Origin of the sequence: Pantoea sp. EEL5 (assembly GCF_049892805.1) — a bacterium.
Taxonomy (GTDB): Bacteria; Pseudomonadota; Gammaproteobacteria; order Enterobacterales; family Enterobacteriaceae; genus Pantoea; species Pantoea ananatis.
The window spans coordinates 1,867,720-1,893,972 of record NZ_JBNDNJ010000001.1; the positions used below are offsets into that span (position 1 = coordinate 1,867,720).

Here is a 26,253-nt window from a genome sequence, read left to right on the forward strand (position 1 = left end):
GAGTCAGGCGTTTCAACCCAGATTTTTAACGGGGAAAGATGTCAGCGGTTTAATCTCTTTCAAAACAAACATACTTTGCATCTCTTTAATGCGCGGCAGCCTGCGCACCACCGACATGGCAAACTCGGCGTAAGAGTCAAGATCGCTCGCTACCACCTGTAAGAGAAAGTCGGCGTCGCCCCCAATGCTGTAGCAGGCCACAACATCCTCTAGCGCGGTCACCTGCTGCTCAAACTTTTCCGCTTCAGCTTCGCTGTGGCAGTCAATGACCACCCGAATAAAAACCATAACGCCCGAGCCGGTTTTCTTACGGTCCAGCACTGCCCGATAGCCCTTTATCACGCCCTGCTCTTCCAGTTTGCGGACTTTGCGCCAGCAGGGCGAGGCAGACATACCGATCTTATCGGCAAGCTCCTGATTGGTCATCCGGGCATCATCCTGCAAGATGCTTAAAATTTTCACCTCTGTCTTATCAAGCGGCATATCAGTTATATCCTTTCTTTTTAACCTATTTTACAGGCAAATTATTGCCATAATTACGGCACAGAAGCGAGATTCAGACAACGTATTTCTGCCCAGCTCAGGCATACTTTAATCAGGCTGTATTGCGCAGCAGAGGAATGGCATTAAACGGCACAGAGCAGGTTCTTATGCTCAGAAGCGGGATGAGCAAGCGGCATCGCATTCTTTTCAGAATGCACGCTCTGTTAACGCAATCACGCCTGTAAACAACGTTCTTATCCCTATTGAATGAAGGAAACATCATGTCGCTTCAAACTGAATTACTGCCTTATATTTTGGCGCTGGGACTGGCGGCCGCGATTCCGGGCCCCGGGATGACGACGATCGTCGCGCGTAGCATCAATGGGGGTTCCCTGGCGGGCTTTGCTGCGCTTATCGGCGTGATAATGGGCGATGTGTTTTATTTAACCCTGGCCGTATTTGGTCTGGGCATTGTGGCCAAGACCTACACCGCGCTCTTTACGTTGATTAACTGGGCGGCGGCGCTTTATTTGGGCTATCTGGCCTGGCAGTTCTGGTCTTATCAACCCCGTGCTATCAGCATTGACCAGAAGGTTACCCGTCAGCAACTGGTCTCCGCCTGGCTGTCGGGGCTGAGTATTACGCTGGGCAACCCCAAAACGATTGCCTTTTATCTGGCAATACTGCCGCTCGTTATTTCCCTGGAGGCAATTTCACTGAAATTCTGGGGCGCCGTACTGGTTCCCGTTACCGCTGCCGTATTACTGGCCGTGGGCGCGATGTTTATTTTGGCGGCGGTTAAAGTCCGCGTGTTTCTGACCCGCCCGCGCTCGCTGCGGATCATGTACCGGGTCGTGGGCGTGATGATGCTGCTGGCCGCCATGGGTATGATTGTTAAAACGCTGTAACCAGCGAAATAACAGGTAGGTGACGGCCGCCTTGTGGATAACGGGGCTTCAGAACAGGCTTATTCATCCTGCTTAAAGGGGATTTTACTCCTGTATCCCCACCCGCATGGTTACGCTGTGGTAATATCGCCCCCTTACCTTCTCGTTACCTGGCAACCCACTGAGCACTATGACGGACACGACAAAACGCAAAAACGATCCTGAAGGGCTTAAAAAACGCATTCTGGCTGGCGCACTCAAAATCTTTGCTGAGTTCGGCATGCAGGGCGCCCGGCTGGAGCAAATCGCCGAGAGTGCTCAGACGACGAAACGCATGGTGGTCTACCACTTTGGCAATAAAGAGCAGCTCTATATTGATGTGCTCGAGCAGGTTTATCAGCAGATCAGGGAACATGAAACCGGCCTGAATCTGGCGGCAATGGAACCCGGAAAGGCCATTACAAAACTGGTTGAGGCCAGCTTCGATTATCACGTTTCGCATCCTGATTTTATTCGGCTGATCTGCATGGAGAACCTCTCTCGCGGACGCTACATCTCACAATCCGTGCGGCTGAGCCAGCTTAACCGCAGCGCGCTGGATCTGCTGGATGACATCCTGACGCGCGGTCAGCAGCAGGGGCTGTTTATTCAGCCGCTGGACACGCTGGATGTACATCGCCTTATCAGTAGTATCTGCGTACATCAGGTTTCTAACCGGTTCACGTTTAATACGCTGTTCAGTCCGGACAAAAGTGAAGAGGATATTATCAGCCGCAATCGCCAGTTAGCGGTGACGGCCACGCTGCGTTATATCTGTCGGCAGCAGTAGGCTCACAGGGCGTTGAAAGCGATAGTCTATGCTTAAGGGGTATTCTTAATATCACTTAAGTAAGGAAAGCAGTTTGAGCAAAGACGCCAACCTTTATCCGCTTCGCCAGACCCACCTTGATCCACAAGATGATGCAGTATGGAACTGGGCGCAAAACGCACAGATTGGTGCGCAGCAGCAGGTTAAACGCCCTGCTGACGAGGCCGCACTCCGGCAGTTACTGCGTGAGTCAAGCGGCAAAGTGCGCGTAACCGGTAAAACCTACTCCCCAGGCAGAATGCTGGCCGTGCACCCCGATGATTTGCTGCTGGATCTGAGTGCACTGTCCGGCCTGATCCGCAGTGATGCACACAGCGTCACGTTCGCCGGCGCGACCCCGCTGGAACAAATCTACAGTACCTTAACGGAAATGGATCGTATGCTCGCCTCCTCACCCGGCGTGATTTCGGTTCAGACGCTGGCTGGCGCGATGGCTACCGGCACTCACGGTCAGGGCCTGCACCAGAGTTCCATTGCCGATGAGGCTGAGCACATTCGCATGGTGCTGAGCGACGGCTCGGTCCGTGAGCTGTCACGTGGCGATGCAGATTTTCCTGCCGCACTGGTGTCGCTGGGCGTGCTGGGTATTGTGACCGAAGTGACCCTGCGCACGCAGCCGTTTCGTATTTTCACCTGCCATAAAAATGCGGTGTCGGCGGACAGCCTGGAAAGTGATTTGCTGCGCTGGAATGATGAATACGAACTCAGCAAAGCCTGGTGGTTTGTGGATGACAATTTTATCCACGTCTGGAATGCACATCAGGCCAGCGAGGAGGAGATCCACCATTATGCGCAGAACGATCGTGAGGTGGTGGAACATGCCGATGAAGGCGACGACAGCCTCAACGACACGATCGATCAGACGCTGGAACACATGCATCGCGACACGCAGATTCACGGCAAGGGCGGCAAACAGTTCCGTACCGTAACGCGCTTTCGGGATTTTACCGATGTGACAGGCGACATCTATCAGCTGTTCTGTCGCGGTATCGCCGTGCCGCAGATCAACGTCGAAATTGGTGTGCCGCTGGAAAAAACGCCAGCAGTCATTAGCAAGATTAAACGCTGGTACGCCGACAATCGCCCGCATATGCACTATCCCATCATCCTGCGTTGTACAGGTGCGTCATCGGCATGGCTCAGCCCGGCCTTTGACCAGCCCACCTGCTTCTTTGGCTTTGTGGTGTATTACGCCGACGACGGCTCCCTTTCTGAAGCGGGCCTGCACTTTTTAAGTGAGGTGGAGAAGCTGCTGGCAGAAGAAGGCGGTCGCCCTCACTGGGGCAAGTACTACGACGCCTCGCTGTACCGCTGGCAGGATCTCTACCCGCACTGGGCGTCCTTCCGTGCTCTGCGTGAGCAGTTCGATCCGCAAGGCCGTCTGAGCAACGACTACACCGCTGCACTGTTTAATCAATTCGATAAGGGATGATATGTTTGCCTGGGTAACCTTACTGACGCAACCGGATTATCTGGTCGGCGTAAAAGCGCTGCACCGTTCACTCACTCAAAGCCAAACGCGTTGGCCCCTGGTCGTGATGACAACCGCTGCCATTGATGAGCAAGACTGCGCGATCCTGGAAGAGGAAGGCTGCGTAATCCACCATGTGGAGGGGCTTTATCCGCACAGCGATTTGAACCCGCAGTATGCATCTGAACGTTTTGGTGAAGTCTGGACCAAACTGCGCGCCTGGCAGTTAACCGACTATCAGCGGGTGGTCTTTCTGGATGCCGATATGCTGGTACTTCAGAACATGGATGAGCTGTTCTCGCTGGATCTGGGTGGCCATGCGCTGGCCGCCTGCCACGCCTGCCGCTGCAATCCGAATCAGATCGAGGCCTATCCAGACAGCTGGCAGCCCGAGTTCTGCCACTACACCTGGCAGGAACGTGAGGAGTCGCCGCCCGCACATGTAGATTATTACCTCAACGGCGGCTTTCTGGTGCTGGAGCCTGATAACGCCGTTTTTGAAAAACTTGAAGCGCGCATTGCCGCTATAGAGGACCTGAGCCAGTACGCCTTTTCAGAGCAGGATTTGCTGAACGAGGCTTTTAAAGGTCAGTGGCTGCCGCTCTCCTATGTCTACAATGCCCTAAAAACGCTGCGTTTCCAGCACGATAAGCTGTGGGAATGTGAAGAGGTGAAGAACCTGCATTACATTCTGGATAAGCCGTGGCAGCGCGATCTGTCTCAGCCTGTTAGTCAGCGTGATCGCTATTATGCGATGGATAAACTGTGGTGGGATAAAGTCTCTGCCTGATCAGCATCAAGCGGCCCCGGCATTAAGCCCGGGGCCACATCCGGATCATGGACTGGTTTTGTATAATGTCACTAAAAGGCTATACCGCCATCCAGCGCCTTTCTGCCGCCGACAGCGCGATGGCCTCAAGCACCTTCTGCACCTGCAATCCTTCTGCAAAATCAGGCCACATAGAGTCGCCAGCGGCAATGCCATTAATGAGATCGCGAATTTCTACCGTTTTCTGATCGTTAAAGCCAATACCATGACCTGCAGAGACGCAGAAGTTAGCATAGTCCGGATGCGCAGGCCCGGTCAGCAGGGTTTTGAAGCCCTGCCGCCCCGCCGGTTCATCATGGATATACAGTTCCAACTCGGCCATGCGCTCCTGAGTGTAACGTAGCGTGCCTTTGGTGCCGGTCACGACATAGGTCAATCCCATTTTAGCCCCACAGGCGATACGCGAGGTTTCAATCACACCGTGCGCACCGTTGTGAAAGCGCAGCAAGGCGCTGGCCTGATCTTCATTTTCAACCGGCAACTGACGGCTGAGATCCTTTGGGTCAGGACGGGTGGTAATCACCGTCATCATATCCCCACTGACTTCCGCAATATTGCCCACCAGGTAGTGCGCCATATTGACGATGTGCGCCGCCAGATCGCCCAGCGCACCTAACCCGGCCAGCGCTTTCTGACAGTGCCAGTCGAGTGGCGTTTCCGGCTTTGCCAGGTAGTCTTCGTTGTGCGTGCCGTAAAAGTGCACCACCTCGCCGATTTCACCGCGCGCGATGATCTCTTTTGCCAGCTGACTGGTCGGATTCTTCATATAGTTGAAGCCCACCAGGGTTTTAATCCCTGCTCTATTGGCCGCTTCAACCATTTCCCGCGCATCGGCCACCGTCAGGGATAACGGCTTCTCGGAATACACGTGTTTGCCGTTAGCAATGGCGGCCAGCGCCATCTCTTTATGCAGGAAATTGGGCGCGCAGATGTCCACAACATCAATATTCGGGTCGCTCACCAGCTCGCGCCAGTTGCCCGTAGAGCGGGAAAAACCAAAGGTGGCGGCCTGCTTTGCGGCCAGTTCGGGATTAACCTCTGCCAGCATTTCACGCACGATCTCCCCTTTTAACGCAAACACCGCGGGTGCCTGGGCATAGGCAATCGCGTGGCAACGACCGATATAGCCGCTACCGATCATGCCGATTCTGACTTTGTTCATTTTAACTCCGGGCTGACAGAGAAAGGATTAAATGAAATTTAAATTCCATTTATGAGTATTTCAAATTAAAAATGAAATAAATGTGACGAACATAAAGAACATTCGTGAGGGAATGTCGTGCAAAGCTTTATAAAAATGAAACGGAGATTCTGTTTACTGAATAAAAGGTGCAAAATTACAGCTATTCGATTGCGTCAGTACGCTAAGCGAAACGGTTAAAACGCGGGAGTTGGCGAGTATTTCAGCAATTAGACAGTTTTGTGAAAAAGAGCTTTGACAAGCCTGCGGGACGTCGATAATATGCGCCCCGTTCAAACGATTCCTCTGTAGTTCAGTCGGTAGAACGGCGGACTGTTAATCCGTATGTCACTGGTTCGAGTCCAGTCAGAGGAGCCATCTTCCTGTTTTCAGGCCTACTGAAACGTACCTGCTCAGCCAGGTTGCCGTAAGTTAGCGTGAAAATCTTCCCCGACGCGTATCGACCTACCCTACGCGTCCGGCGAAATGCGTTGTACGATTCCTTTTATTTCATTTCGATAATGGCATGACAAACCTGCACCCTGTCAGCCCTGAAAATCCGTCGTATCACGTCTTGCAAAACCCCTGAACTGACCGATTCTTATGGTCCGTCTCTGCTTGTTCATTCAGGTGATTCACGTCTTTGGTATTCAACTATCGCCTCATCCGAAAAGAGCCCTATATTGTGCGAGTACCCGTCCGCAGGTTTTACTTTGTTTCCGATGCCCGCCAGCAGCGCGAGTTTATCCGTTAACGACTGACAAAGAACAGCTGTCTCGCGCAGCAACACCTGGCTGAAAGCGTCGCCGCGCGAGCGGTAAATGCGTTGAGGCCGTCGCGCAGGCATCGTGCAAAACCCTAATAAACGATCGGCTGGCTACGTTGAACGGCCCTGCGGGTTTAAAGCACAAAACCGTAGTGAGAACCATCCGGCAGTTCAACATCAAGGCGAAGCTTGCCGCCAGTCGCTTCAACATAGCGTTTGAGCGTAGACAGCTTCAGGTCGCGCCCCGGTTTTTCCATTCCTGCAACGGTAGGTTGTTTGATGCCCAGCACCTGCGCCATTTCTACCTGCGTTTTTGTACTTTCTCACGCAGTTCGGCAAGGTGAATATTGAGCAGGATGTCCGTCGCCATCGCCTGAGCTTCATCCACGACGTCATTTTTTTCATCCGCAATAAGCTGTTCCAGCGTTCTGCCCATCGCGTTACTCCTTATTTTTAATGCGTTAAGCCAGTTCGTAAATTCCCGGTCAGCAAGCGGGAGCATCGCGTCGTAAAAACGTTTTTCATTGCCGACCTTATTTCCAGCACAAAGCACAATGCCGGTTCGGGCCGGCTCAAAGGCAAAAATGCCCGTAAAGGATCGCCCCGGCTCTGGATACGTCGTTCTTTCATGTTGCTATAGCGGGAGCCTTTGAGCGTATCGGCATAAGGTCTGGACAAACCCGGCCCCTTCTCCCGCAGGACCAACAATGCTGCAAGCATGTCAGCCCTGTCGATATCGCTAAGCGAGGTAAACCAGCAGTCAAACGTATCCGTTGTTTTAATCGGCCACACAACCCCGGGATATAGGTTAAATGCTATATAGGTGTAAAGCGATAAAGAGAAGTATGGCGCGAAGGAATGAGGGGTTCATGCGGTATTGCTGCAAAGCTGAAAGCGCATTCGGTTGTTTCAGTGAATGGCTACGAGGACATTCAGCGTTTTACGATCTGTATCAATAAACCCGCTCAGGGAAACCCGAGCGGGCTTTATGTTTCTTGCCATTTGGCTAGCGCGCCATGGCTAGCGGGTTTGGTTATGCGCGGTTCGGGATTGTGTCGTTCTGTCCATCAGCTCCCTAAGGCAGAAAAAACATCGGTTTAAGCTCTGCACTTATCGGGCTGTTATCCGCATTAGACGGCATTAAATCTTTCATCGATGCCCACCAGCGCTGGCAAACCTCGGTTTGCGCCACCGCGAGCCAGCGGGCTTCTGATTCAATTTCAACGCTGGCGAACAGCAGGTTACGATCGGCATCCAGCCAGATAGCATAGTGATGGGCGCCATGCGCTTTTAGCGTCTGTTCCAGTTCCGGCCAGATGGGTGAATGGCGACGCAGGTATTCATCGTGGCAGTGAGCATGCACCTGCATGACAAAAGCTTTACGTAACATCGCTGCGCTCCGCATCCAGTGCTGCCTGCCAGGGTTTAACGTTAAAGCGTTCACCCAGCGCGATCAGCTGCGCGGTGGTGATGCTCTGACGAATACCGCCCATAGATAGGGCTTTTACGACAACCTCCGATGATTTTTCAGCGGTGTCGATCAGACCAAAGGTCTCATCAAGATTAGGACCCGCGCCAAAGATGCCGTGGAAGGGCCACATGACCAGGCTGTGGATCGCCATCTCATCGGCCGTTGCCTGACCAATACCGTCAGTGCCCGGCACCATCCATGGCAAAATGCCCACCCCGTCCGGGAACACCACCAGACACTCTGTGCTGCCTTCCCAAAGCAGGCGCGTAAAGCGTGCCGAATCCAGATTTACAACGTAGCTCAGCGCCATAAAGTGGGTAGCATGGCAGTGCATAATCACCCGATCGCTTCCCTGAGTCACCTGCTTGCGTACGCTGTGCGACTGGAAATGCGCCGCCAGTTCAGAGGTCGGCAGCCCACCGTTGCTTAGTCCCCAGTGAATTTTATACGACAAACCCTGGTCATCCACCTGCAGCAGCACCAGACTGTCTGCCGGGTCGAGCTGCACGTTACGAAAAAACTTGCCGGACCCGGTCACTAAAAACCAGTCGTTAGCTAACCCCGGAGCCGGTTTACTCAGTTCAATGCAGCGCGGTTCGGCATAAAAGTCGCTAGCGAAGTCCTGCACTTCTTCGGGAAGCAGGCGCAGGCTAACGTTACCGCCGTTACGCTCATCCCAGCCTTTCAACCACATATCGCTGGTGGCTTTTACCATCCCCTGTACGAACCAGGATGTCAGAATGTTTTGCATGGTTTATCCCTTAACGTTGACGCAAAGTATGTTGTTCGTAATGATGGACGTCGCTCAGCCAGCTGGCATCGGCAGGAACGTCATGGCGCAGGCACCATGCTTCCCACACCGCCTGCCACGGCAGCGACTTTTGCTCTTCCAGCAGGGCCAACCGTGCGGTGAAATCCCCTTCACTCTCCAGCCTACGCAGCCGATCGCTGGGCTCCAGCAGCGCCCGCAGCAACGCTTTTTTGGCGTTACGCGTACCAATGACCCAGGCGGCAATGCGGTTGATTGAGGCATCAAAAAAGTCGAGGCCGATATGCACCTTATCGAAGAGTTTCTGGCGGGCGATCTCATGGGCAATCGCCTGGGTTTCATCATCGAGCAGCACTACATGATCGCTGTCCCAACGTACCGGACGGCTCACATGCAGCAGCAGGCGCGGCACGTACAGCATCGCGGTAGAGATTTTGTCGGAGATCACTTCAGTCGGGTGGAAATGCCCGGCGTCCAGCGTCAACGCAATCTGCCGGCTGCTGGCGTAGCCAAGGCAGAATTCGTTGGAACCCACGGTGTAGCTTTCCGCACCAATCCCGAATAGTTTGCTTTCCACAGCATCAATATGGTGTTGCGGGTTGAGTTGCTCACTGATGATCGCGTCAAGCGCGCTGGCAAGGCGCTGGCGCGGCGCAAAGCGGTCGATGGTGAGATCTTTCATGCCATCCGGCACCCAAATGTTCATCACGGAAGGCGTACCGAGCTGTTCACCAAAGTAAGCCGAAATATGGCGACTGGCTTTACAGTGGTCGATCCAAAACTGGCGAATACCTGAATCGGCGTGCGACAGCGTAAAGCCATCGGCACTCTTTGCATGTGAAAAGCAGGTTGGATTGAAATCCAGCCCCAGCCTGTTGCTTTTTGCCCACGCTACCCAGTTGCTGAAGTGTTTCGGCTCGATGGCATCGCGCTCAACGGGTTGGCTGCTTTCAAGATAGATCGCGTGCAGATTCAGACGTAAGGCGCCCGGAATCAGCGATATGGCTTTTTCAATGTCGGCGCGCAATTCGTCGGCGTTGCGTGCCCGTCCCGGATAGTTGCCGGTGGCCTGAATACCGCCGGTGAGTTGCCCGTTGGGATTTTCAAAACCGCGCACGTCATCACCCTGCCAACAGTGCATCGAGACCGGGATCTCATCCAGTTGCGCCATCACAAGGTCCACATCAACGCCATTCTCAGCATAACGTTGTTTCGCCAGGTCAAAGGCCTGTTCAATCAGCTTTGTCATATGCAAGTTCCTTAGCAGGTTGGAGCAGCGCGGTGAAGCGCGCCTGATGGGCCGCAAACGCGCTGTTGTCGAGCGGTTCAAAGATGTCTGACGGGAAATTACGGCTGATGCAGCGGCGCAAATCCGCGACGTCACGCAGTTCACCTAGCGCGATGAGCTGGCAACCCACATTTCCCAGCGTGGAGGCTTCTACCGGACCGGCAATCACCGGCAGTTGACAGGCATCGGCACACAGCTGGTTGAGTAAAGGATTCTGGCTACCGCCGCCCACGATATGCAGCTGCCGTAGCGGTGTGCCGCGTAGCTGGCCGAGTTCCAGCATTGTCTGACGATATAAGAGCGCCAGACTGTCAAAGAGGGTGCGTGCCAGTTCGGCCGCAGTGTGCGGTATCGGCATCGCCTGTTCAGCACAGGCATGTTGGATTGCCTGCACCATGTTGTCTGGGTTAATAAAGCGAGGGTGGTTAGGATCAATGAGCGAGCGGCAGGCTGGCTGTTTTGCGGCATCCGCAATAAGCAGGGGCAAGTCGCGGATGTTCAGTTCGCTACAGACGCGCTGTAAAAGCCACAGCCCCATAATGTTTTTCAGCACCCGGTAACCTTCCGCGCCGCCTTCATTGGTTATGTTGGCCTGTAAAGCAGTCGCATTCACATAGGGTTGGAGACTTTCAATCCCCATTAACGACCAGGTACCTGAACTGAGATAGGCTGCATCGTCGTGCATCAGTGGCGTGGCCAGCACCGCGCTGGCCGTATCGTGCGTGGCTACGGCAATCACCGGGATCCGCTTGCCGCTGGCGCTGGCCCAGTAACCCACGTTATTGCCCGGTGCATGCGGTGTGCCGAACCAGGCGGAGTCGACGCCAGCCCAGTCCAGCAAGTCACGATCCCACTCACCACTTTGAATATTCAGTAACTGCGTGGTGGTGGCGTTGGTGTATTCCCAGTTCATTTCGCCGGTGAGACGATAGTGTAGATAGTCCGGAATCATCAGCGCATGTTTCACCTGCGACTGCCAGTCCGGCTGCTGCAGATGTAGCGCGCGCAGCTGATATAAGGTGTTAAATGGCAGAAACTGAATGCCGGTGCGCTGGTATATCGCCTGCTGGCCGAGATCGTCAATCGCCTGGGCCATCAGGCCCTCGGTGCGTTTGTCACGGTAGCTCACGGCTTCGCCAACGCGATGTCCGTCTGCATCCAGCAGTACCAAATCAACGCCCCAGGTATCAATACCCATGCTGTCCGGCACGATGCCTTCATCATCCAGTTGCTGCAGTCCGGCGCGAATGTCCTGCTCCAGACGATCCAGATCCCAGCAGTCATAGCCGCCGCGCTGAACCCGCTGATTCGCGAAACGACGGACTTCACGCAGGGCGATTTTCTGGCTGTCCGACGTCCACTGCGCAAGCATGACGCGCCCGCTGGATGCGCCTAAATCAATGGCAACGATGTTACGCATATTCATGGCATGTTTTCCTGAAATGACATGGCTACAGAATAAAAAGCCTGCAGGCCTGCCACCTTAGGCGCAGTGCCAGCAGAGGATCTTCGCTGGCAGGTTTGCAAAGGTGTTCGTGAGACAGCTCACAGAACCGCGTGACGATAGAGTTGTGAGCTTTGCCGCATTTCTATCAATCACTTAGGCGATCTTAAATAATTCGCCATTTTCTTGCGCCGCCCCGTTCAAAATTCAAGGTGATGTCCGCAGCGCCTGCGTAGACTCAGTTGCAACATTGTTAACGGAGAGCAAGCCATGACCGTTCTGCATAGCGCGGATTTCTTTCCCGCCGGAAATTACGCCATTGCCATCGAGCCACGCGTGCCACAGCAGGCTTTTCCAGAGCATCATCATGATTTCCATGAAATTGTGCTGGTTGAACAGGGATCAGGTATTCATGTGTTTAATGGTCAGCCGCAGGCGTTGAGTGCCGGTTGCGTGTGCTTTGTACGCGACCACGATCGCCATCTGTATGAAAAAACCGACAACCTTTGCCTGACCAATGTGCTGTACCGAAGCCCGGGAGCGTTCCGCTTTCTTTCCGGGCTGCAGGCACTATTGCCGCGTGAAGAGGACGGCCGGTACGCGTCGCACTGGCGCATTAATCAAAAAGTGATGGGGCACGCTTTGCAGTTGGTGACACAGATGAAGCAGCAACCTCTGTGGTCACTGGAACGTCAGGCACATCAGGAGCAACTCTTTCTGCAAATGCTGGTGTTGCTACGTGAGGCCGCTCGCAATGACAACGCGCAGGACCAGGAAGCCAGACTGCACCGATTGCTTGACTGGCTGAATGAGCATTACAGTGAAGAGATCGTATGGGAGGCGCTGGCCGACAGCTTCTCACTGTCGCTGCGTACGCTGCACCGCCAGGTGAAGCAGCAGACAGGCAGTACGCCACAGCGTTATTTGAATCGGCTGCGTTTATTGCAGGCGCGTCATCTGCTACGCCACAGCGATATGCGTATAACGGACATCGCCTATCAGTGTGGATTTGGTGACAGCAACCACTTCTCCACGCTGTTCCGGCGTGAATTTGGCTACGCGCCCCGCATGGAGCGTCAACAGATGTGGTAACTGGAGCTTTTAATATGTCGCTAATTCTGTCGCGCGAAGACTACTTTCCAGCCAGAAACCTGCCCATCGCAGTGGCCGAACGTATGCCACAACCCTCTTTCCCGCCTCATCAACACAGGTTTAGCGAGATTGTGATTGTCTGGCGCGGCAACGGGCTGCACATCCTCAACGATCGCCCCTGGCTGATTACCTGCGGCGATGTGTTTTATATTCACGACAGCGACTGCCATAGCTATGACAGCGTTCATGACCTGGCGCTCGACAACATTCTTTATTGCCGCGATCGCTTTCGGCTCGATCTTGACTGGAGCCAGCTTATACCGCCTCAGGAAGAGAATGCTCAGTCCGGTTGGCGATTAACCACCCACGGTATGGCGCTGGCGCGTGGCGTCATCAGCCAACTGGAGCGGGAAAGCCGCAAAAACGATCCCTTGTCCATTCAGCTTTCTGAAGCCTTGTTTTTACAGCTGGCGCTGATTCTGCGCCGCCACGGTTACGCGGCCGATCGTTCCTGGGCGCTACCGGAAGGCGAACAGCTTGATCTGCTGATGTCGTCGCTGCTGGCCGATATCAGCCGTCCGTTTGACCTCGCCCACTTTTGCGAGCAGCACCAACTCAGCGAGCGAGCGCTTAAACAGCTGTTTCGCCAGCAAACCGGCATGACAATTGGCCACTATTTGCGTCAGCTTCAACTCTGTCAGGCAAAATACTTACTGCGCACCCAGGAAAGTTTAATCAGCGAGATTGCTTCACGCTGCGGCTTTGATGACAGTAACTATTTTTCGGTGGTGTTTACGCGTGAAACCGGCATGACGCCCAGTGCCTGGCGGCAACGTTTTGTACCGCAATGCGCCACGCTAACTGATAACGCAAAAGCCTGATACGCGTTAACGCATCAGGCTTTTATCTCTGCGGAGTCAGGCAGCCATGCCAAGCCCGACAATATTGGCAGCGATGATAATGACTATGCAGCCAATCGACAGGACGCTAACCGGACGACGCCCGACAGATTTCCACTCTTTCAGCATCAGTCCGACCAGACCACCACACAGCACATACAGACTCATGTGCAGCATCCAACTGACAAAGTCATATTGCGGTGGAATTTTGGCATGGCCCCATGCATAGAAAAAGAACTGCAGATACCACATGGTGCCGCCAAGAATAGCGAAAGCGATATTGGCAATTAACAGCGGTTTTGCCACGGAGAAGTCCCGGCGGAGGGAGAGCTCCGGCTTAACCGCCAGGCGGATAAAGCAGTACGCCAGGTTAATCAGCGCACCACCGCCCATAATCACCACATAGCTGGGTAGCGCCACGTACAGCGGATTAATACCCAGATTAGCTGCCGCAACATGCATCGGCTTTGCGGCATCCATAGCGAAGGACATGCCGGCCGAGAAAATACCGCAGATAACCGCCAGTATCAGCCCTTTCTTCAGATTGAATTCTTCGGCGTTAATGCCCAGCGCGCGCTCTTTCAGCAAACCTGCTCGCGATACAATTGCCACGCCAATCAGCGCGACCAGAACGCCAAGCAGCGTCATACGGCCACCAGCCGAGCTAAAGAGCGCGACAAAACGGCCCTGCAGCAACGGCGTCATGAGTGTCCCGACGACTAACGTAATGCCGATAGCAATACCGATGCCTAACGACATGCCGAGATAGCGCATGGTCAGGCCGTAGTTAATATTGCCGATGCCCCACATTGCACCAAACAAAAACACAGGTAGCAGCTGTGACAGACTGAAACTACTGTAGTACGCCCAGAAATTCGGCAGCAGTACGGCACTGACTGCCCATGGCAAAATCAGCCACGACATCAAGCCACCTACTGCCCACATGGTTTCCCATGACCATTTTTTGACCTGTTTAAACGGCGCATAAAAACATGCGGCACTGGCGGCACCCACCAGATGCCAGAAAATACCGGCAATAATGGCACTGTTCATTGTTATTCCTTCGCAAGGTTGAGGCCAAACAGGAAACCGACGTTTCCTGATAAGCAGCAGTCTAGAGGGAGCTGCTTTCACTCAGCCTTTGAATGGCTGCCGGAAAACACAGGTCGCTGGCAAAATCCGGTGAATTTTCAACATAAAGATCACAAATTCACATTTAAGGACAGTAACCGGACGTTTTACCTAAACCGCTTATTATTCGAGATATTTTTGTTGTTTGTTGTGTTGATCGGCACAGTTTTAATCTTACTGCCAGCACGCTTATTAACGTGGCAATGAGATAAAGTTGAGCTGCGGGTTCGCTGCAAAGATGGTTTGGCGGACGAAGAGGGAAAACGGTCGGCAGAAAAGGTTTGTGATATGAATCAAGGCTAGTGGGGATACTGTGATCAGCGGGAGATCGCATGATGTTGGATAAGCACTCTACGATTCAGCGCAGTAGTCGCTGCGCATGTTATTAACTGCAGTCACGCAATGAGACGTTTGCGTGGCAGGGCAAACCGAAAGGACAATTGGCCGGGGATGCCTCCCGTCAAAAGCCTACCGCTTCGTCATTGACTGCGCGGGCAGGCACGGGCTTATCGCCATCCCAGGCGTTCCGGCATTTGCTGGCGAATACAGGGTTCCAGCCCGTCGACCCTTTTTATAAGACGCTGACCGCTCAGATAACAAAACACGCCGTGGAAATGCTGGCTTCGTCGTGTCTTTCTTCCCTTCCCTGCCATCTGCAGTGTGGCTTTGGCAAAGATAAAAAGGTGTATCGTCGTAATCTGTTTCACTCTGTTTTCACATAACGTTAACGAGTTAAAAGCGGAGCCCTGCATATGACAACACATCATCAACATTTCATTAATGGTGTTTTTGTGCCTAATCACAGCGATAAGTGGATTGAAGTGATTAATCCTGCTACCGAAGCGCTACTGTCACGCATTCCTCAAGGCACGCGTCAGGACGCCGCAGACGCTATCGCCGCTGCCGATGCCGCGCAGCCGGGCTGGGAAGCCTTACCGGCCGTGGAGCGCGGCAGCTGGCTGCGTAAAATTGCCACAGCCATTCGTCAGCGTGAACCCGAACTCAGCGCCACTATCGTGGCAGAAGGCGGTAAAACCCAGGGGCTGGCAAAAACCGAAGTGCTTTTTACTGCTGATTACCTGGACTACATGTCCGAATGGGCGCGACGCTACGAAGGTGAGATTGTGAACAGCGATCGTCCTAATGAAAATATTTTCGTCTTTAAAAAAGCGATTGGCGTTACTACCGGCATCTTACCGTGGAACTTCCCGTTTTTTTTGATTGCGCGTAAAGCGGCGCCGGCACTGATTACCGGCAATACGATTGCGATAAAACCGAGTGAGTTGACGCCCAATAACGCGGCCCTGTTTGCACAGATCGTTGCGGATATCGGCCTGCCAAAAGGTGTGTTCAATGTTGTTTACGGCTACGGCCCTGAGATCGGTCAGGAGCTGGCTGGCAACGAAAAAGTGGGGTTGGTAAGCCTGACGGGCAGCGTTAATGCCGGGATTGCCGCCATGGAAGCGGCAGCAAAAAACGTTACCAAAGTCTCTCTGGAGCTGGGGGGTAAAGCGCCGGCCATTGTAATGGATGATGCCGACCTCGATCTGGCAGTAAAGGCCATTGTCAGCTCACGCGTCATTAATACAGGTCAGGTCTGCAACTGCGCAGAGCGGGTTTATGTACAGGAAGGGATTTATGACCGCTTTATCAGCGCACTGACAGAGGCGATGCAACACGTGACGTTTGGCAATCCGGCTGAAAAAAACGATATCGATATGGGGCCACTGATCACCGCCGCCGCGCTGGCGCGGGTTGAGCAAAAAGTTGCCAGGGCAGTAGAAGAAGGCGGCAGGGTTGTATTGGGCGGTAAACGGGCGGGTCGCGAGGGCTTTTACTTCGAGCCCACGATTATTACCGGCGTACGCCAAAAGATGGAGATTATGCGTGAGGAAATTTTTGGCCCGGTGCTTCCTGTAATGACCTTTAAAACGCTCGAAGAAGCTATCGCACTGGCCAATGACTGTGAGTACGGCCTGACTTCCTCAATCTACACTCAGAACCTGACCACCACGATGACCGCCCTGCGTCAGCTGAAGTTTGGTGAAACCTACGTTAACCGCGAGAATTTTGAAGCCATGCAGGGATTCCATGCCGGCTGGCGCAAGTCGGGCATCGGCGGTGCTGATGGTCGCCATGGGCTCGAGGAATATCTGCAAACGCATGTTGTGTATTTGCAGTGTTAACGACGGCGGTTTGCGGCCCTGCCGGGTCGCACCCTGAGGAGGTTAAACGGATGGCATTTCCTTATTGGCAACTGAATTCACGCGGTGAAGGAAACCGCGTTATCTGCTTGTTCTGCCAATAAAGTAGGCCAGGCGGTTTTATGCTCACCTGACCTGAATTCAAGGGGCAACCCGCAACGCTGCCTTTGAGAAGTGAGCAATCAATCACACCTTTCCGTTTTATGACTTATCGACCCGCAGCACAATGCATCCTTCGCTAATTTCTGCCGAGACCCGCGTGCCGGTATCAAATCCGGCTTCACGCAACCATTTGCCGCTGATATTCAGCGCAGGCGTGCTGGTGTCGCCAAAATTAGGTACGTAGCCGACTTTGTACCGGCGCTGAGTTTTTGAAATCGCGGAAGACGGTTTCTGAACAAGATTAAGCGTGGTAACAGACATTGAATAATCTCCCTTATTTGATGATGGTGTATTTACACAATGCGCCAGCCATGGCTGTAAAAAATTAAAAGCATATCTGTTAAAAATTTATGCTGGCTGTCTGGCCAGTAGCGTTTTTAGCGTCCCGTTATCTGCTTTTACAAAGCAGATAAAACATAGCGCCTAAAGTAGATGATAACAAGCCAGGTGCTGGAACCCGGCTCGCACAATTTGACTTATGCCCCTTTTATCAAGGATCATTCATCCGGGTTGCCGAAGCGTTAAAATGCACCATCTGGAGGTTTAGATTGACGGGCGCGGAATTAGGGAATATCCATCGCAGTCAGGTAGCCATATTCAATCTTTGTTAAAGTCAATTGCTCATTCTGATTAAAAAACAGCTTCACAAAATTCGCACTATCACCAATGAGCTCGACGCGCTGATACTCTGTAAAAGTAAATTGATTTAAAATATACGACATTCTTTCACGGTGTGCTGCTGGAATAGGGTTTTTAGATATGACCTCCCCTGCAAAAGTCGGCTCTGTGTCTTTGGAGGGTTTAAAATTATGTTTTTTCAACTTTGCCTTCTGAGAAAAAGCAACGAGCGCATCATGCGCGCTGTTAAAATTGTCTGCCAGATTTTTCAAATGCGCAGCTAATTGATTAATTGACAGGGTGCGGTTATTTGAATGGTACGATAAACCAATTCCGCCAAGACTCGCCACAGCAGGGACGATACTTCGTCCAACGATGCTAAATAAACCTGCAGTTGAGGTCCAAAAGATTGCCAATAAGGTGGCTGAACTTAACGCAACGGCTCCCATTGAAGTGGTATTATAATGCTGTACAGGAATGCCGAGTATGCGATTGTTAATATGCTTTATCTCACCATTCGGCCGCCGCCCTGTAGCCTGCTCTGTGGGAGGATTTTTAAAACGACTGTTACTGTTATTTTTATAATCGTTCAACGCACTGGCAATAACACTGGTTTCTCTTTTAGAAAGACTGGCAATTTCCATCGGCTCAAGCGAACTCATCAGAATCAATGATTCTTTGAGAATTTCAGAGGGTAAAAAGCTGCCTGAAGTATCAGAATTTAAACTGGGATTCGTCGTGAGTCCCTCAATCACATGTATGCCTGGAAATGCCATAATAACCTCTTTTTAAGATGTAACAGTTCCTTTGATTAGCTTTCTTTATTTTGCTTGATATCCCAACCCATCTGCACAGAAGCGGCTTTCGTTCCCTGAGAAGCCTGTTCCCAGTATTCCAGCGCAACCTTGCTGGCTTGAAAGGAATACTGCATACCCAGCGTGGACGCGTGACCAATGCCGGTAAAGTCAGTCTGCGTAACCAGCACATCTTCAAGCGTGATGCGAGTATATTCCACTTCCTGCCCGCCTGCCTTGCAAACAGACAGCTGAATTTTTGGCAGATGTTTACCACTTGCACAATATTTCACTAACGCCGGTGTGGCCTTATCGATCAATGCCTCAACGCTTAAATCGCGATAATTCACTTTTCCCGCACCGCCACCACCGCCAACGGACATATTACCTGGTTGCTGCGCGCCCCAGTTAAATGACAGAACATCTATCCATTTTTTATGGTTTGCATTTTGCGACTCACCTTCAATTCCATCTATTTTCAAAAAGATATCAATAGCCATTTTTCACCTTTATTTTAAGGGCGGATTAACTCAGCTCTCTTTATTTTGTTTAATATCCCAACCAGCTTTGCTTTCCGCCCCTTTGGTACCGCTGGCACTTTGTTCCCAGTAGCTGGTAGACACTTTGGATGCCTGAAAGGCGTAGTCCACCACAATGGTGTCACCTTGCCCTACTCCGTTAAAATCCGTTGCCGTAACCAGTACATCTTCCAGCACAATCTTCGTGTACTCAATTTGGTTGCCACCGGCTTTGCAAACCGACAGTTCTACCTTTGAAACATGCTTTCCGCTGGAGCAGTATTTAAGAATGGCAGCAGTGGATTTGTCGATTAACGCTTTAACACGCAGATCGTTGAAATTCACTTTTCCTGAGCCGCCACCGCCACCTACCGCCATATTACCGGGTTGCGAAGCCCCCCAGTTAAATGAGAGCACGTCGGTCCATCCTTTATGATTGCTGTCCTGTGATTCTCCAGTAGTCCCTTCAACTTTCAAATAAATATCAATCGCCATTAATTTTTTCCGATTACGCTGTGATAATGATGAAACGGGTGTTGCAATCCGTTATATTCGGCAGGTTCAGACAGAATTTAGAGCCATTTGCATTAAGAAACAGGCAGCAGCATATCAATGCTGTTGCATCGTGCTAACAGAAATAGTAACGCCTGAGAATTTTCTCAGTAAATATGAATATGTCAGGTAACCAGAATACAGTTAACCTTGAAGGTCTTTATACATTAATAAAATTAACACAACTTCATGTCAATTAATTTACAACTAACAATGTATTATTGAGATAAATCTGAAAGCTGATGTTTTCAGCGGCTGATAGTTTCAGAGGTTAATAACGCTAAACATCTCGCTGCACTGGCCAGCAATATTATCGGCGGGGAATGTGAGAAATATTACAGTAGAAGAGGCATTATTATTTTAGTAAAAACCCCACGCAGCGAGGACTGTGTGGGGTTATTAATCTGGCAAGATCAAGCAGGCTTAACGCCAGCCCAGCTCCGGCGCCACGTACTTCAGAATCGATTCAATGACGTGTGCGTTGTAGTCCACGCCCAACTGATTCGGTACAGTGAGCAGCAGTGTATCCGCTTCGGCAATCGCCTCATCCTCTGCCAACAGTTTGATCAGTTTTTCCGGCTCGGCGGCATAGCTGCGACCAAAGATGGCGCGGGTTTTCTCATCCAGAAAACCGACTGAATCCTGATCCTGTCCACTGCGGCCAAAGTAAGCCCGATCCATATCGTTCACCAGCGCAAAAATGCTGCGACTGACGGAAACCCGTGGCTTACGCGAGTGCCCCGCCGCTTCCCATGCTTCACGGTAGGCGCGGATCTGTTTTGCCTGCTGGATGTGGAACGGCTCGCCGGTTTCATCATCTTTGAGCGTCGAGCTTTGCAGGTTCATGCCCATCTTCGCCGCCCATACTGACGTGGCGTTGGAGCCCGAACCCCACCAGATGCGATCGCGCAGGCCTTCAGACAGCGGCTCAAGACGCAGCAGGCCCGGTGGATTCGGGAACATCGGCTGTGGATTCGGTTTGGCAAAACCTTCGCCACGCAGCGCATCCAGGAAAACTTCTGTGTGGCGACGGCCCATGTCCGCATCCGTCTCGCCTTCCTGCGGCGCATAACCAAAATAGCGCCAGCCCTCAATCACCTGCTCTGGCGAGCCGCGGCTCAGGCCCAACTGCAGGCGACCGTTGGAAATCAGATCGGCAGCGCTGGCATCCTCCACCATATAGAGCGGATTTTCATAGCGCATATCGATAACGCCAGTACCTATTTCAATTTTTTTGGTGCGAGCGCCGACCGCTGCCAGCAGTGGAAACGGCGAGCTAAGTTGGCGGGCGAAGTGATGCACACGGAAATAGGCACCATCGGCCCCGAGTTCTTCTGCCGCTACCGCTAAATCTATAGACTGCAGCAACACGTCCTGAGCAGAACGCGTGGCGGACTGCGATGATGGCGTCCAGTGGCCGAATGAGAGAAAACCAATCTTTTTCATCTGTTACGTCTCCTGACGAAAGAACAATGCTTTCGCGTGATAAACCTCAATGAAATAAGGTTACGCCAGCCGCGCCGTGACGGATAGTGAATATCCTTAAGCGCTACATTCAAGAATTTTGACATAGCTTGCGCTGACCTGACTGCGGTCAGTGCACTATTCTGTGTGGGTGCAGATTGTAATAATGCTTGCGGGCAGATTGGGTTTTAACGCATAACGTAAATCACTGCCCTGCATCTGGGCAGATGCGTTCAATGGAGGAAGAAGGGATGCGTATTTTGATTGTAGGTGCGGGGGCAACCGGCGGCTATTTTGGCGCACGGCTGATACAGGCCGGGCAGAATGTGACCTTCCTGGTCCGTGAAGGCCGTTTTAATCAGTTACAACAAACCGGCCTGGTGTTGCAAACCCGCTCAGGGCAGGAAACGCTTGAACCCCAGTTGGTCACCGCCGCCAGGCTTGACGCGCATTACGACTTAATCATCTTAACGGTTAAAAGTACCGGCCTGGCGCAGGCGATTCACGACATCCAGCCGGCTGTTGGGCCACAAACCCTGATCATGCCGATTCTGAATGGCATGCGGCATATTGACACCTTGCTCACCCACTTCGGTGCCGATCGCGTGATCGGTGGCTTGTGCAAAATCAACGCCACGTTGAACGATAAAGGCCATGTGGTGCAGTTGACGCCCTTACACCAGATCTATTACGGCGCACTGGATGGCAACAACGATGACCGACTGCAGCAGGTCGATGCCGCGCTACGTGGTAGTGCCGTGGAAACGTTTTTTTCCGACAATATTATCGGTGAGTTATGGGAAAAATGGCTGCTGTTAAGCACGCTCGGCGCGGTGTGTTGTCTGGCGCGGGGGAATACGCAACAGATACTGACCCAGGCCGGTGGCGAGATGCTGCTTCAGGGCATTTACAGTGAGGTGCTTCAGGTTATCTGCGCGGAGGGCTATCAGCCCCGCCCTGCCGTTACCGCAAAAATTTATGAATTGCTGAACGACCCGTCGACGCCTATGACCTCCTCCATGTATCGTGATTTGACCCAGGGTTTTGCTATTGAAGCCGATACGATCATTGGCGACCTGCTGCTACGAGCCAGTCGTCATGGTATGACTGTGCCACTGTTGAATGCGGTAAATGTTAACCTGCAAATCTATCAACAGAACCGTTAAACACGGATGTGATGGGAAAGCAGCCGCGCCGTCGCAGGGCGCGCGAGTAACGGAATTTTGTTACACTCGCTGCCTCATCTTTTGGAGGAATAATGACGTCCCGCTCTGTGACCCTTGATGATGTTGCCCAACTGGCTGGCGTTTCCTATCAAACGGTTTCTCGCGTGCTTAACCGCTCTGAGCAGGTTTCCCCCCGCACCCGTGAAAAAGTTGAAGCGGCGATGCAGCAGCTTAACTATGTGCCCAATCGGGTCGCACAGCAGCTGGCGGGAAAAGCGACCCGAACCTTAGGCCTTGCAACCAGTAACCTGGCCCTGATGGCCCCGGCGCAGATTGCTTCGGCCATTCAGCAGCGCGCCGCCAGCGCCGGTTATCACCTGGTGATCGCGATGGACAGTGAGGATAATGCGGAAGCGACAGTGAATGAACTGATGGCCCAGCGCGTGGATGCGGTGCTGATCAATATGCCGTTAGAGGCGGCCGAGGCGGAAAAAATCCGCGTGATGTGCGGTAAAAAGCCGGTGCTGTTTCTGGATGCCGATCCCCATGCTCTCGTATCTCATTGCCAGTATTCAAACGAACAAGGGGCGCGTGCCGCCGTTGCACATCTGATTGCGCTCGGGCACCGGCAAATTGGCCTGCTGAATGGCCCGGTGCGCTCAGTGTCGGCTCGTCAGCGCGAAGCGGTCTGGCGTCAGGCGCTGGCAGAGCATCAGTTATCTCCCTGCTGCGTCCTGCGCGGCGACTGGAGCGCCAAATCCGGCTATCAGGCGATGCTGGCGCAACTCCCGAATGCCCTGCCCCAGGCGCTTTTAGTGGCGAATGATGAGATGGCGCTGGGCGCGATGCGGGCGCTACATCAGCACGGCGTGGCGATTCCGGGCGATATTTCTCTTGTCGGCTACGATGACACGGCAGAAAGCGCCTGGTACCAGCCGCCACTGACCACCATTCGCCAGGATCTTCAGCAGCTCGGCACCCACAGCGTGGATCAGGTGCTGGCCGAACTGCGGGGTGAAGCGGTGGCGTCACGTACCCTGGAGCCGATGCTGGTGATCAGAGAAACCACCGCAGCGCCCGCCAGCCAAAACCTGGACTTATCGGATCTGGCGCGTCAACTCCAGCAGATTGCACGTAGGCTGACCCGCTAAGTCTTCACCGACGTCTCTCAGCCATAAAAAAAGCCCGCCCAACCTGAAGGTTGCGCGGGCAGGTTATCCGCAGCGAAGGGTTTCCGTTATTCGCGCACCCTTACGGCGCTTTGGTTTCACCCACGCCCATGGTCTTGAGCTTTTTAGACAGCTCACGGCGCTCTTTCGAGAGGTCGGCGTTTTTGATGATGTATTCATCCACGCGATCTTCATAGTCCGCACGCATGCTGGCGATGATTTCCTGTATCGCTTCCACGCTCATGCCGGGTTTAATGTATTCGCTCAGGTTGTCCAGCAGCAGAACACGCTTTTGGTTGTCACGAATTTTCTTCTCATTATCGACAATTTCACGCTGCAGTTTGTTCTTGCGGCGAAACGTACGGACAAACTCAAGTACGTCCTGAAATGATTGCTTGGCATTTTCCATGATGGCACCTTTCTTTAAGCCTGCTAAAGCAGGGAGAGAGTCAAAACGATCAGCTTAGCGGCTAGCCAGCCTTAAGGGCAATTCTCACAGCTAAATTCGGACTGGCTCTTATCTTAGCGCAAAAAAACCGGGTTTCGCATTAAGTCATTGTCTGAGGTGATTATTTACGCAGCGCCAGACGCAGTAAGTCCGTCATGCGCTCCAGTTGCTTCGCCAGCTCCAGACTCAACCAGACATAGCCATAAATTGGCGTTTCCTCCAGACGGTCACTGCCGCTGGCGATCAACTGCTTAAGTTCATTGACGATTTCCGTTAACTCATGGTTGGCCGCGATGATGTCATAGGTTTCCCCTTTCACCGCCATCTCCGACAACGTTCGTAGCGCGTTTTCCGTCATCTGCTGAGTACGGCGCAGCGTCGGCGCATTCAGCATAATCAGATGGCTTTCCCTCGATGCCCACCAGGCATTAATTTGCATCTCAATGGTGTACACCATATTACGGTTTATGGTCTGAATCGCTTCAAATACCGATTTAGGAATACGCGTTTCTTTGCTGGACGGCTCCAACAGCGCGCGCATTTTGATGACGCTGGAGAGCAACTTCCCAAAGGGCTTATTCAGTCGCGGCTTTTCCACCAGGTTAGCGGAAAAACCTGCATGATAGATTTTTGCCATCTCGCCCAGCGTATCCGAAAGCTGGATACGCCAGTGAATGTAGGCGCGCTGTGCCCAGACAGCGGTAAATATCAGCGCCAGCAGCGAGCCTAAAATCACATCGCCGCCACGCCACATGGCGACGGTGAAATCCCCCATTGGCGCGCCGACCACTACGCAGAGCGTAATGCCAATCAACAGCGCCATATAGGGATGCTTTCCCAGGGTCAGATAGCCGCTGATAAACATGATCAGCGCGCACCAGGCCAGCATGCCCGGTAGCGAAATCATCTCCAGCTTGAGCGCAATCAATCCCGAAATTGACCCGGCAATCGTGCCGCCAATGCGCTGAATGGCGCGGGGAAACACATTGCCCCACGTGGAGATCGGCCCCATCACCACCACCAGCGTAATCAGCGGCCAGGTGCCTTCGGGAATGCCGGTCATCCGCACAAACAAAAAGGCAAAAAGAAACGCCACCGCGATGCGCAAGCCGTGCACGCTACGGTAATGGCGATATAACCAGAATTCCAGATTAGAGATGGGCTTATCAGAGCGCAAGATAGCTGTCCGCGGGTAAAGAGGTGATTCTACGCGATGCACCGTGTGAGTCCTGGCGCGCCGTCAATATTTTAGTCAATACGTGACACATTGGGCCATTATCACCAACCTGTGGCGGTAAATCAGCAAAATAAACCGTTCAGGTGGCAATAGGGTCCTGCGATGCGAGCCCTCGCGGCACCTGCCCGGCAGGCAGGTGCGCGTGGCCTGAGATTAAAACTTACGTTTCAGATAGTCGGAGAGGCGGCTAAACATGCCGGCTTCGTTAACGGCACTGAGCGCCACCAGCGGATAACTGGCAATCTGCTTGTCTTTATCCATAACCTGAATCTCACCAATGTTCTCATTGGCTTTCAGCGGTGCTTCCAGATCGCTACGGTTAATCACGTATTTGGCTTTCACGTTCGGAATTTCACTGCGCGGGAGCGACAGGTAAACATCATTTGCCGTGCCCACCTCAACCTGATGCGGATTGCCGTACCACACGTGTTCGCTGCCGATCTTCTTGCCCGCATGGAACAGTTGGACCGTATCGAACGTATTCTGGCCCCAGACCAGCAGTTTACGCGCCTGCTCTTCGCGCCCTTTCGCGCTTTTACCGCCCATCACCACGGCAATCAGGCGATGCTGACCGACCACATTTGAGGCGATGATATTAAATCCTGCGGTTTCGGTATGACCTGTTTTCAGACCATCCACGTGAAGACTGTTATCCCACAGCAGACCATTGCGGTTGTTCTGAGTGATGCCATTCCAGGTCAGGGTTTTCTCACGGTACATGGCATAGAAATCCGGCTCGCCGTCGATGATGGCGCGAGACAGCTTTGCCATGTCCAGCGCACTGGAGAACTGTCCTGGCGCATCCAGACCGTGGACGGTTTCGAAATGGGTATTGGTCAGGCCCAGTTTCTCCACGTAATGATTCATCAACTTCACAAAGTTGTCCTGGCTGCCCGCGACATAATCGGCCAGCGCCACGCAGGCATCGTTACCCGAATCGATAATGACACCGCGGCTTAAGTCGCGCACGCTCAGCTTATCGCCCGGTTTCAGGAACATGAGCGATGAACCTTTAAAGACCGGATTGCCTGCGGCCCAGGCGTCTTTCCCCACGGTGACCATATCGTCGCGCGTAATTTTCTTTTGATCGATGGCGCGGTCAACGACATAGCCCGTCATTAACTTGGTCAGGCTGGCCGGATTGCGGCGTTCGTCAGGATTGCCCGCCGTAAGCACCTGCCCCGTGGTGGCATCCATTAGCACCCATGATGCGGCATCGATCGCCGGCGGCGTCACGGGAAACGGCATATCGTCGGCCTGTGCCAGCGAAGCCCAAAAAACAGTTACGGTAATTAACAGACGCCTTTTCAACACTTCATCCTTAGTTGCACAAATAAAACAGA

The 26,253-nt window shown here is 52.9% G+C and carries 24 protein-coding genes, 1 tRNA gene and 2 pseudogenes; 10 read left to right on the top strand and 17 right to left on the bottom strand.

Features of this window, described 5'->3' with window-relative positions:
• Positions 1-12: 12 nt before the first annotated feature.
• Positions 13-483 carry an Lrp/AsnC family transcriptional regulator gene (locus ACPXSQ_RS08880; protein ID WP_041458004.1) on the bottom strand — a complete coding sequence of 157 codons (471 nt, stop codon included), beginning with the start codon at positions 481-483 and terminating at the stop codon, positions 13-15.
• A 281-nt stretch (positions 484-764) separates the two neighbouring features.
• On the opposite strand from ACPXSQ_RS08880, the gene ACPXSQ_RS08885 reads away from it, so the two are divergent.
• The 4 genes from ACPXSQ_RS08885 to ACPXSQ_RS08900 all read left to right on the top strand — a co-directional run bounded on the left by ACPXSQ_RS08885 (position 765) and on the right by ACPXSQ_RS08900 (position 4,499).
• Positions 765-1,391 (top strand): LysE family translocator, encoded by a 627-nt coding sequence (locus ACPXSQ_RS08885; RefSeq protein ID WP_015699983.1) that lies wholly within the window; start codon positions 765-767, stop codon positions 1,389-1,391.
• Positions 1,392-1,560: 169 nt separating this feature from the next.
• On the top strand, positions 1,561-2,199 hold the full coding sequence (locus tag ACPXSQ_RS08890; protein WP_426143445.1) for a TetR family transcriptional regulator: 639 nt from the start codon (positions 1,561-1,563) through the stop codon (positions 2,197-2,199).
• Between the two features lie 73 nt (positions 2,200-2,272).
• Positions 2,273-3,670 carry a D-arabinono-1,4-lactone oxidase gene (locus ACPXSQ_RS08895; RefSeq protein ID WP_426143447.1) on the top strand — a complete coding sequence of 466 codons (1,398 nt, stop codon included), beginning with the start codon at positions 2,273-2,275 and terminating at the stop codon, positions 3,668-3,670.
• A gap of 1 nt (position 3,671) precedes the next feature.
• Positions 3,672-4,499: a glycosyltransferase family 8 protein gene (locus ACPXSQ_RS08900; RefSeq protein WP_116584595.1), complete on the top strand. Its 828-nt coding sequence runs from the start codon at positions 3,672-3,674 to the stop codon at positions 4,497-4,499.
• A 79-nt stretch (positions 4,500-4,578) separates the two neighbouring features.
• Here ACPXSQ_RS08900 and ACPXSQ_RS08905 read toward each other — a convergent pair whose 3' ends face one another.
• The gene (locus ACPXSQ_RS08905; RefSeq protein ID WP_275269218.1) at positions 4,579-5,700 is read right to left on the bottom strand and encodes a Gfo/Idh/MocA family protein; all 1,122 of its coding nucleotides are present in this window, start codon (positions 5,698-5,700) and stop codon (positions 4,579-4,581) included.
• 320 nt (positions 5,701-6,020) lie between these two features.
• Between ACPXSQ_RS08905 and ACPXSQ_RS08910 the strand changes: the two genes are divergently transcribed.
• Positions 6,021-6,096 (top strand) — tRNA-Asn (locus tag ACPXSQ_RS08910).
• Between the two features lie 522 nt (positions 6,097-6,618).
• Here ACPXSQ_RS08910 and ACPXSQ_RS08915 read toward each other — a convergent pair.
• The 6 genes and pseudogenes from ACPXSQ_RS08915 to rhaB form a co-directional block, all read right to left on the bottom strand.
• A pseudogene (locus ACPXSQ_RS08915) lies at positions 6,619-6,920 on the bottom strand (helix-turn-helix domain-containing protein).
• Between the two features lie 15 nt (positions 6,921-6,935).
• Positions 6,936-7,276 (bottom strand): annotated as a pseudogene (locus ACPXSQ_RS08920) (type II toxin-antitoxin system RelE/ParE family toxin); the annotation flags it as partial.
• A 283-nt stretch (positions 7,277-7,559) separates the two neighbouring features.
• Entirely contained in the window at positions 7,560-7,874 is a 315-nt protein-coding gene (gene rhaM, locus ACPXSQ_RS08925; RefSeq protein WP_015699977.1) for an L-rhamnose mutarotase, read from the bottom strand.
• Complete coding sequence (gene rhaD / locus ACPXSQ_RS08930) at positions 7,864-8,706, bottom strand: rhamnulose-1-phosphate aldolase (RefSeq protein ID WP_015699976.1); 843 nt, start codon at positions 8,704-8,706, stop codon at positions 7,864-7,866. The genes rhaM and rhaD overlap by 11 nt, the downstream gene beginning before the upstream one ends.
• A 10-nt stretch (positions 8,707-8,716) precedes the next feature.
• A complete protein-coding gene (locus ACPXSQ_RS08935) occupies positions 8,717-9,973 on the bottom strand; it encodes an L-rhamnose isomerase (protein WP_105076819.1) in 1,257 nt (418 codons plus the stop codon).
• Positions 9,957-11,438 (bottom strand): rhamnulokinase, encoded by a 1,482-nt coding sequence (rhaB, locus tag ACPXSQ_RS08940; RefSeq protein ID WP_128391964.1) that lies wholly within the window; start codon positions 11,436-11,438, stop codon positions 9,957-9,959. The genes ACPXSQ_RS08935 and rhaB overlap by 17 nt, the downstream gene beginning before the upstream one ends.
• A gap of 288 nt (positions 11,439-11,726) precedes the next feature.
• Between rhaB and rhaS the strand changes: the two genes are divergently transcribed.
• Both rhaS and rhaR read left to right on the top strand, forming a co-directional pair.
• Entirely contained in the window at positions 11,727-12,548 is an 822-nt protein-coding gene (rhaS, locus tag ACPXSQ_RS08945) for an HTH-type transcriptional activator RhaS (RefSeq protein WP_072138867.1), read from the top strand.
• A gap of 14 nt (positions 12,549-12,562) precedes the next feature.
• A complete protein-coding gene (rhaR, locus tag ACPXSQ_RS08950) occupies positions 12,563-13,429 on the top strand; it encodes an HTH-type transcriptional activator RhaR (protein WP_072138868.1) in 867 nt (288 codons plus the stop codon).
• A gap of 36 nt (positions 13,430-13,465) precedes the next feature.
• Here rhaR and rhaT read toward each other — a convergent pair whose 3' ends face one another.
• Entirely contained in the window at positions 13,466-14,500 is a 1,035-nt protein-coding gene (gene rhaT, locus ACPXSQ_RS08955; RefSeq protein ID WP_014594040.1) for an L-rhamnose/proton symporter RhaT, read from the bottom strand.
• Positions 14,501-15,330: 830 nt separating this feature from the next.
• On the opposite strand from rhaT, the gene aldA reads away from it, so the two are divergent.
• Complete coding sequence (aldA, locus tag ACPXSQ_RS08960) at positions 15,331-16,764, top strand: aldehyde dehydrogenase (protein WP_015699969.1); 1,434 nt, start codon at positions 15,331-15,333, stop codon at positions 16,762-16,764.
• A 219-nt stretch (positions 16,765-16,983) separates the two neighbouring features.
• On the opposite strand, the gene ACPXSQ_RS08965 is transcribed toward aldA, so the two are convergent.
• From ACPXSQ_RS08965 to ACPXSQ_RS08985, 5 genes are all read right to left on the bottom strand, one after another.
• Positions 16,984-17,205, bottom strand: a complete 222-nt coding sequence (locus ACPXSQ_RS08965; protein WP_013026323.1) for a SymE family type I addiction module toxin — start codon at positions 17,203-17,205, stop codon at positions 16,984-16,986.
• 302 nt (positions 17,206-17,507) lie between these two features.
• Positions 17,508-18,338, bottom strand: a complete 831-nt coding sequence (locus tag ACPXSQ_RS08970) for a hypothetical protein (protein WP_013026324.1) — start codon at positions 18,336-18,338, stop codon at positions 17,508-17,510.
• Between the two features lie 35 nt (positions 18,339-18,373).
• The gene (locus ACPXSQ_RS08975; protein WP_013026325.1) at positions 18,374-18,856 is read right to left on the bottom strand and encodes an Hcp family type VI secretion system effector; all 483 of its coding nucleotides are present in this window, start codon (positions 18,854-18,856) and stop codon (positions 18,374-18,376) included.
• Positions 18,857-18,886: 30 nt separating this feature from the next.
• On the bottom strand, positions 18,887-19,369 hold the full coding sequence (locus tag ACPXSQ_RS08980) for an Hcp family type VI secretion system effector (protein WP_013026326.1): 483 nt from the start codon (positions 19,367-19,369) through the stop codon (positions 18,887-18,889).
• A gap of 480 nt (positions 19,370-19,849) precedes the next feature.
• On the bottom strand, positions 19,850-20,872 hold the full coding sequence (locus ACPXSQ_RS08985) for an LLM class flavin-dependent oxidoreductase (protein WP_019106503.1): 1,023 nt from the start codon (positions 20,870-20,872) through the stop codon (positions 19,850-19,852).
• Positions 20,873-21,141: 269 nt separating this feature from the next.
• On the opposite strand from ACPXSQ_RS08985, the gene ACPXSQ_RS08990 reads away from it, so the two are divergent.
• Entirely contained in the window at positions 21,142-22,056 is a 915-nt protein-coding gene (locus ACPXSQ_RS08990) for a ketopantoate reductase family protein (RefSeq protein WP_072136934.1), read from the top strand.
• 92 nt (positions 22,057-22,148) lie between these two features.
• Entirely contained in the window at positions 22,149-23,207 is a 1,059-nt protein-coding gene (locus ACPXSQ_RS08995; protein ID WP_015699965.1) for a LacI family DNA-binding transcriptional regulator, read from the top strand.
• Positions 23,208-23,307: 100 nt separating this feature from the next.
• Here ACPXSQ_RS08995 and tmaR read toward each other — a convergent pair whose 3' ends face one another.
• From tmaR to dacD, 3 genes are all read right to left on the bottom strand, one after another.
• Positions 23,308-23,634 (bottom strand): PTS system regulator TmaR, encoded by a 327-nt coding sequence (gene tmaR, locus ACPXSQ_RS09000; protein ID WP_013026330.1) that lies wholly within the window; start codon positions 23,632-23,634, stop codon positions 23,308-23,310.
• 160 nt (positions 23,635-23,794) lie between these two features.
• Positions 23,795-24,850 (bottom strand): FUSC family protein, encoded by a 1,056-nt coding sequence (locus tag ACPXSQ_RS09005; RefSeq protein ID WP_024471873.1) that lies wholly within the window; start codon positions 24,848-24,850, stop codon positions 23,795-23,797.
• A 213-nt stretch (positions 24,851-25,063) separates the two neighbouring features.
• Positions 25,064-26,221: a serine-type D-Ala-D-Ala carboxypeptidase DacD gene (dacD, locus tag ACPXSQ_RS09010; protein WP_014605477.1), complete on the bottom strand. Its 1,158-nt coding sequence runs from the start codon at positions 26,219-26,221 to the stop codon at positions 25,064-25,066.
• Between the last annotated feature and the right edge of the window lie 32 nt (positions 26,222-26,253).